Origin of the sequence: Frankia sp. R82, from assembly GCF_023716925.1 — a bacterium.
In the GTDB taxonomy this organism is placed as follows: domain Bacteria; phylum Actinomycetota; class Actinomycetes; order Frankiales; family Frankiaceae; genus Frankia.
On sequence record NZ_JAMQQG010000239.1, the window covers coordinates 1 to 7,137 of the forward strand.

Here is a 7,137-nt window from a genome sequence, read left to right on the forward strand (position 1 = left end):
GTTGGGGTGGCGGCCGCGGGTGGGGTTCGAGGAGCTGGTCGCGATGATGGTCGACAACGACCTCGCCCTCGAGTCCGCCGCCGCCGCCTGGGAGGACCGGCTGCCTACCCCGCTGGCCGCCCCCCGTCCAGGCGAGTCCCGCACGTCGGGCGCGGCCCGCCCGAGCGTCGCGGCCGAGGAGGTCTCCCCATGACCAGCCCGCCGTCCACGTGGGCTCCCGTTCCGAGCCCTCGGTCGGCGCCGGAGTCCCGCCCGGCCGCCGGGGTGCACGCGGTGGTCGTCGCCGGGGCCCGGCCGAACTTCGTCAAGGCGAAGCCGGTGCTGGACGCGCTCGAGAGCACGGGAATGCGCACCAGCCTCGTCCACACCGGGCAGCACTACGACGAGGCGATGAGCGGGGTGTTCTTCACCGATCTCGATCTGCGCGCCCCCGACCACCATCTGGCCGCCGGCTCCGGTTCGCACGCCGTGCAGACGGCGGCCGTGATGACCTCGTTCGAGACACTGCTGGAACGGCTGCGCCCCGACCTCGTCGTCGTGTTCGGTGACGTGAACTCGACGCTGGCCTGCGCCCTCGTCGCGGCGAAGGCAGGCGTGCGGGCCGCGCACGTCGAGGCCGGACTGCGCAGCGGCGACCGCTCCATGCCCGAGGAGATCAACCGGATCGTCACCGACCGGCTGTGCGACGACCTGTTCGCGACGTCCCCCGAGGCGGTGGAACACCTGCTGCGCGAGGGCGCCGCACCCGACCAGGTGCACCTCGTCGGCAACGTCATGGTCGACACCCTGCTGGCGCGGTGCGCGGACGCGCTGGCCCGACCGGTGCTCGCCGACCTCGGCCTGCGCCCCGGCGGCTACGGCCTGCTCACCCTGCACCGGCCGGCGAACGTGGACGACCCGGCGACACTCACCGGCCTGCTTGTCGCGCTCGGCCAGATCGCCGAATGCTGCCCGCTGCTGTTCCCGGCCCATCCGCGCACGGCCGCGCAGCTGGCCGACCGGCTGCCCGCCGGCATCCGCCTGATCGGCCCGGTCGGTTACCTCGACTCGATCGCCCTGCAGGCCGGCGCCAGCCTGGTGCTCACCGACTCCGGCGGGATCCAGGAGGAGACCACCGTGCTCGGCGTGCCCTGCCTGACCCTGCGGGACAACACCGAACGCCCCCTGACCGTCACCGAGGGCACGAACCAGGTCGTCGGACGGGACCCTGCCATGGTGGTCGCCGCCGCACTCGAAGCCCTCGAGAACCCGCCGCCGCCGCGCCGCCCCGCCCTGTGGGACGGCCATGCCGGCCAGCGCATCGCCGCCATCCTCGCCCGCACCCTGCCGGCCGGAACCGGCGCGGCGGCACCACAACGTGGGGAGTTCCGTTCCGGTTGACACCTGGACGGGGACAAGGTCGCTCCGAGTGCCGACCACGTCCACAACCGACCCGGTGCAGGCCGAGCCCGATCCACACGGTTCCGCGGAACCGTCCGCACCGGCGCCGGGTGAGCGCCCGCCCCTGCGTCCCGTCGACTGGGACGGCTCGTCCAGCCGCACCTGGGCGGCCCGTGACGATCAGGAGGTCGCGAACCGCCTGTCCGCCCGGTACGACTACGAGTCAGCCCAGCGGGAGCTGGCGGAGCTGATGCGGGAGCAGTCGGATCCGCGGCAGCGTCTGTTCGACCGGCTGGCCGGATTCGGGCGTGTCTTCGACGACGAGAAGAACGGTCCGGCTCCCGAGCCAGATGATTCTTCCGGGTCGTTCTGACGCATTTACCGGTGTTTGTACAGGCTGGTTGTCAGGGGCCGACGCGGGTGTTCCAGTATTCGGGGACGGCGGGTTTTCGGCTCTGGCTGACTGGTCCAGGGCGGGCCGGTTGGCTGCTTCGGCGAGGGTTTGTTTGGCGCGAATGGTGTCGGGGTGGTCGGCGCCGAGGATGCGGGCGGTGCGGATGTGGGTTTCGCGGGCGGCCAGGGGCTCGGCCTGGTCAGGGTGGCCCTGCTCGGTGAGGTAGGCGGCGGCGGGAGCCCGGGTGTCGCCGAGTCGGTGCGCGGCCTGGTCCAACGCCAGCGGATGGTCACCGAGACGCTCGGCGATCCGCTGGGCCGCCAGCTGCTCGGCTGCGTCCCGTCCAAGACCGGGAACACGGTCGGTGACCCGTCCGCCCCGCTGGGCCCGCGGTGCCGACAACGGCCCGTGATGGCGGCGATGTCGGTCGCTCGCCCAGGCCTCGGGCAACGGCCGCGGAAATCGGTTGCCGAGCGGGACGTGCGGGTGGGGCGGGCCGCGGGGTGCGTCAAGGGGGCGTCTGGGCGGGGGGGGGGCAGGGAGAACGTGCTGGTCGCGGAGACACGGCGAAAGGGTTACATCGCTTAACGTAGTTGGTACGCGACACTCTGCGAATGTCATCGAACAGGCTAGTGGTGATCGGGCAGGGGTATGTCGGTCTGCCGGTGGCGATGCGGGCCGTTGCGGCGGGCTGGCGCGTCGTCGGGGTGGAGATCGACGCAGGCCGCGCGGCGCGGCTGGCCGCCGGGCGGTCGTATGTGGAGGACATCTCGGACGGTGAACTCGAGGCGGCGCTGGCTGGCGGGAACTACCTGCCGACGGCCGACTACGCGCGGGCCGACGGGTTCGACGTCGCCGTGATCACCGTGCCGACGCCGCTGCGGGAGGGGACGCCCGACCTGTCGTACATCGTCGACGCCGCGCAGGGACTGGCGCCGCTGGTGCGCCGGGGGACGACGGTGATTCTGGAGTCGACCACCTACCCGGGCACGACCGAGGAGCTGCTCGCGCCGCTGCTGGCCGAGGGTTCGGGGCTGAAGCCGGGCACCGAGTTCCATCTCGGGTACTCGCCGGAGCGCATCGACCCGGGCAACCCGACCTGGAACCTGGTGAACACCCCCAAGGTCGTCTCGGGGATGAGTCCGGCCTGCCGGTCGGCCGTGACGGCCTTCTACGACAGTCTGGTCGAGCGGACCGTGCCGGTGGCCTCGACCCGTACCGCCGAGCTCACGAAGCTGTTGGAGAACACCTTCCGGCACGTCAACATCGCGCTCGTCAACGAGCTGGCGATGTTCGCCCACGAGCTCGGCGTGGACGTGTGGGAGGCGATCGACGCGGCGTCGACCAAGCCGTTCGGCTATCTGCGGTTCACCCCGGGGCCGGGAGTCGGGGGGCACTGCCTGCCGATCGACCCGTCGTATCTGTCCTGGCGGGTGCGGCGCAGCCTGGGGCGCAGCTTCCGGTTCGTGGAGCTGGCCAACGACGTCAACGACCACATGCCCGATCATGTGGTGGGCCGGGTCACCGAGATGCTCAACGCCCGCCACCAGCCGGTGGCCGGCAGCCGGGTGCTGCTGCTCGGCCTTGCCTACAAGAAGAACACCGGAGACGCGCGGGAGTCGCCGTCCACCCGGATCGCGGGGCTGCTCGCCGAGCTCGGTGCGGACCTGCGGGCCGCCGATCCGCACGTCGACCCGGCGCGGCTGCCCGCCCCGGTGCGCCTGGTCGAGGCGAACGCCGCCGAGCTCGCCGCGGCGGATCTGGTGGTCGTCCTCGTCGATCACGATGCGTTTGATCGTGAGCTGGTGGCCAGGCATGCGCGGCTCGTCCTGGACACCCGCCGCTGGCTGCCCGGGCCGCACGACGTCCGCCGCCGCGGGCCGGCCGCAGGTGCGTTCGGTGGTGCCCTCGACCTGGCACCGAGTCTTCCGTTCGACGACGCCGCGGCCGACGACGCCGGTCCGGGGGCGGTCGGTTCCGGGCTGGGTGACGATTCGGGCGTCGGCGGTGTGTGGGTGCCGGCACAGGCCCGACCGCGCGAAGCTGCGGGTCTCACCGTGGAGTCGCTCTGATCCGGCCGTACGGCGACACGCCCGGAAGACGCTCAGCGAAGCCATCTACTTGCAAGTAGTCACAGCATTACACCTTCTCTCCCTAGGGTTATCGCTGAAAGTGTTCATCAGCTAACAGAAAGGAGGGATTTGATGCGAAGCTCGTTCCGCGCGGGCCCCCGGGTGGGACTGCGTCGGCTGACGGCCGGCGTCGTGTCCGGCGGCGTCCTCGCGGCCACCCTGGTTGGCGTGGGAGTGGGCACGGCCTCGGCCGTCCCCTCCCCGCTTGCCTACGAGCAGTACGCCTACGGGGCATCGGCCTCGGTCGGCGGTGTGGTGACGGCCGGGCCGCTGTTCCCGACCGGCATCTCCTGCACGATCCAGCCGGGGCTCGCGGCGACCGCCGGGGGGATCGTCAACATCCCCGGTGTCATCGCTGCCGCTCCCACGTTCCAGTCCGCCACCACGGCGCAGAGTGGGCCGAACAACAACCAGGTCGCCGTCACCCGCAGCACGGTGGCGAGCGTCAACCTGCTCGGTGGGCTGGTCGGTCTGACCGGCCTCGGGGTCACCTCGACCGCCGTCAACACGGGGACGAGCGTGGCCTCTGTCGGCGCCGTCTCGCTCGGGGCGCTGACCATCCTCGGGATTCCGATCCCGTTGGGCACCATCGGGGCCAACACGACGATCGCGATTCCGCTGCTCGGCTCGATCACGCTCAACGAGCAGACCGTGGCGGCCAACGGGATCCGCACCATCGGGGCGCACATCCGGATCACTGCCGGTGTGAACGCCGGGCTGGATGTCATCATCGGTCTGACCCAGTCGCGGTTCCTGCCGAAGCCACCGGTGTTCATGACCGGCGTTGCCTACTCGAACCTGATCGCGGCGGGCCCGCTGTCGATCAGCCCGCTGGTCGCCCAGAGCGTGCCCTGCAACGGGGGCACGGCCATCTCGAGCCTGGTCGGCATCAACCTGCCGGGCATCGCGACCATCGGGGCGACCGTCGCGCAGGGGACGGCGGTGCTCGGTAATCCCACCGGCGGCACATCCAAGATCACGCTGGCGAGCCTGAACCTGCTCAGCGGCCTGATCACCGCGGATGCGATCACCTCCCAGGCGAACGCGATCAAGAGTCCGGGTTCGCCGCCCGTACTCAGTTCCACCGGGACGCAGTTCGTCAACCTGAGGGTGGCCGGAGTGCCTCTCCCGGTGAACGTCGCACCCAACACCGCTGTGATACTTCCCGGGGTCGGCTACGTGGTGCTCAACCGTCAGATCCAGACGGCCACGGGCCTGGAGGTACGGGCGGTGGAGGTCGTGATCCAGGTCGGCGGGATTCTGCCGGTCGGGGCCGTGATCCGTCTCGGGGTCGCGTCGATCAACGCCTCCGACACCGGGGCGAGCCCGCTGTCGGCGCCGATCGATCCGCATGACACCAACCAGCTGTCGGGGCCGTTCGCGGCGCAGCTGTGTGCGGACGTCGACGACCCGGCGCGCTGCAACAACATCACGACCAGCACCTTGTGAGGTGGCCGGGCGGCCACCGCCGTCCCGTCCGCCGTCCGTCGGTTCGCGCCGGGCAGGTAGTCCGCCGGCGCGGTGCTGATGGACGTGGGGACGGGACGGGTGGGCGCCCGGCGCCGTGAGATCGCAGGGCTGTGGGACTGCGGGACCGGGCGGGTGGGCGCTACGTGCCCCACCCGCCCGTTCGCGTGTGAGGCGGGGAAGTCGCCGGGGCGTCGGGGATCGGACGGAGGCGGGGCGGTAGCGACGCCGCGTCCGGACTCTCCGCGAGTGCTGTATCTCTATGTAGTTAAACGCTGGCTGTAGGTTGTGGATGTCCTTGAGGGGAGAGCCGGCGAAGGGTGGACGCCATGCGGGTTGTGGTCGCGACGGAGGCACGGTTCCACCGGGACGCCCAGGATGTCGTGGTGTCCCGTACCCCGAGCGAGGCATACCGGCACTGGGCCTCCTACCTCGGCGTCTTCGACGAGGTGGTCGTGCTGGGCCGGGTCGGCGCCGCGCCGCGCGACGAGCCGGTCACGGCATCCTCGAAGACCTCGTCCTTCCCGGTCGCGGGTACGGGCGTGCGGGTGGTGGAGCTGCCGCCCTACCAGGGGCTGGTCGGCTACCTGCGGACCCGGCGCCGACTGCGCCGTGCGGTGGCCGACGGGTTCAGGCCGGGTGGAGCCCTGGCGCCCACGCCCCGCCAGCGGGCGGTCGGCTCCGACCGTCCGACCAGGGCCAGGCAGTCGCCGCACGTCATCGACACCCGGTATCTCGCGGTGATGCCGGGCCTGGTGGGGGCCACCCTCATCGCGGTGCTGCGCCGTCGCGACCTGCCCTACGCCATGGAGATCATCGGAGACGCGGAGGCGGTCGCCGGGGGCATGTTCGGCCGCTTCGCGCGCCGTCCGGCCCGCCGCTGGCTGGCCCGCCGGGCGGTCGGCGCCCGCGCCGTCGGCTACGTCACCCGCGAGACACTGCAGGCCCGCTACCCGGCCGCGCCCGGGGCGTTGCAGGCCCACTACGCCTACGGCCGGCTGGGCCCCGACGACTTCACCCCCGCCCCGCGACCGCGGGCGTCCCGACCGCCCACGCCGGCGACCGTGGTGACGATCGGCTCCCAGGAACGCCGGTACAAGGGCCACGACATCCTGCTGACGGCCGCCGGACTGCTCGACGCCTGGAAGCACTCGCTGCGGGTCGTCATCGTCGGCTCCGGACGCCACCACGACCAGCTGGTGCGCGCCGCGCAGCAGGCAGGGCTCGACGGGATCGTCGAGTTCGTCCCGACGTTGGACCGTGCCGGCGTGCGCGCCCTGCTCGACGACGCGGACCTGTTCGTCCTGCCGTCGCGGACGGAGGGGCTGCCCCGGGTGGTCATCGAGGCGCTGGCCCGGGGGGTGCCGACGCTCGGCACCGCGGTCGGGGGCACGGTGGAGCTGCTCGCGCACCAGGACCTCGTCCCGCCCGAGGATCCGCTGCGGCTGGCGATCCGGATGTCCGAGGTCCTCACCAGCCCCGCGCTGCTGGCGCAGATGTCGGCTCGCAACCGGGCCGCCGCCGAGGAGTACCGCGGCGACCGGGTGGACGAGCAGGCCAGCGCCTTCTATCGGGCCATCGTCGGCTGGGACGCGCCGGACCGCGCCCGCCCCACGGCCCACGCCCCCGCCACCCCCGCCCCCACCGCCCCAACCGGGCGAGGACCCCCCCGCCGGCCCCAGGGGGCGGCGGCCCGGGAGTCCGGACGTGCTCTGGACGCGGCCCGGACGGTGGCCGAAAAAATCCTCGGTTCTGGTGCGGTCC

General features: G+C 72.3%; 6 protein-coding genes and 1 pseudogene. All 7 read left to right on the forward strand.

The features are described from left to right. Positions 1–193 (forward strand): annotated as a pseudogene (locus ND747_RS19280) (hypothetical protein); the annotation flags it as partial. Continuing rightward, positions 190–1,380, forward strand: a complete 1,191-nt coding sequence (wecB, locus tag ND747_RS19285; RefSeq protein WP_251735170.1) for a non-hydrolyzing UDP-N-acetylglucosamine 2-epimerase — start codon at positions 190–192, stop codon at positions 1,378–1,380. The pseudogene ND747_RS19280 and the gene wecB, both read left to right, overlap by 4 nt. Before the next feature lie 28 nt (positions 1,381–1,408). Continuing rightward, positions 1,409–1,753: a hypothetical protein gene (locus ND747_RS19290; protein ID WP_251735172.1), complete on the forward strand. Its 345-nt coding sequence runs from the start codon at positions 1,409–1,411 to the stop codon at positions 1,751–1,753. A 153-nt stretch (positions 1,754–1,906) separates the two neighbouring features. Next, a complete protein-coding gene (locus ND747_RS19295) occupies positions 1,907–2,362 on the forward strand; it encodes a hypothetical protein (RefSeq protein ID WP_251735174.1) in 456 nt (151 codons plus the stop codon). 26 nt (positions 2,363–2,388) lie between these two features. Further along, the gene (locus ND747_RS19300; protein WP_251735176.1) at positions 2,389–3,846 is read left to right on the forward strand and encodes a nucleotide sugar dehydrogenase; all 1,458 of its coding nucleotides are present in this window, start codon (positions 2,389–2,391) and stop codon (positions 3,844–3,846) included. 132 nt (positions 3,847–3,978) lie between these two features. Continuing rightward, positions 3,979–5,355: a choice-of-anchor P family protein gene (locus tag ND747_RS19305; RefSeq protein WP_251735178.1), complete on the forward strand. Its 1,377-nt coding sequence runs from the start codon at positions 3,979–3,981 to the stop codon at positions 5,353–5,355. Between the two features lie 347 nt (positions 5,356–5,702). Next, positions 5,703–7,137 (forward strand): glycosyltransferase family 4 protein (locus ND747_RS19310; RefSeq protein ID WP_251735180.1); only part of this gene is annotated, 1,435 nt, incomplete at its 3' end.

Bases quoted from the DNA above. Each gene is read 5' to 3' on its own strand.
- ND747_RS19300 (WP_251735176.1), top strand. From the start codon at position 2,389: ATGTCATCGAACAGGCTAGTGGTGATCGGGCAGGGGTATGTCGGTCTG.
- ND747_RS19305 (WP_251735178.1), top strand. From the start codon at position 3,979: ATGCGAAGCTCGTTCCGCGCGGGCCCCCGGGTGGGACTGCGTCGGCTG.
- wecB (WP_251735170.1), top strand. From the start codon at position 190: ATGACCAGCCCGCCGTCCACGTGGGCTCCCGTTCCGAGCCCTCGGTCG.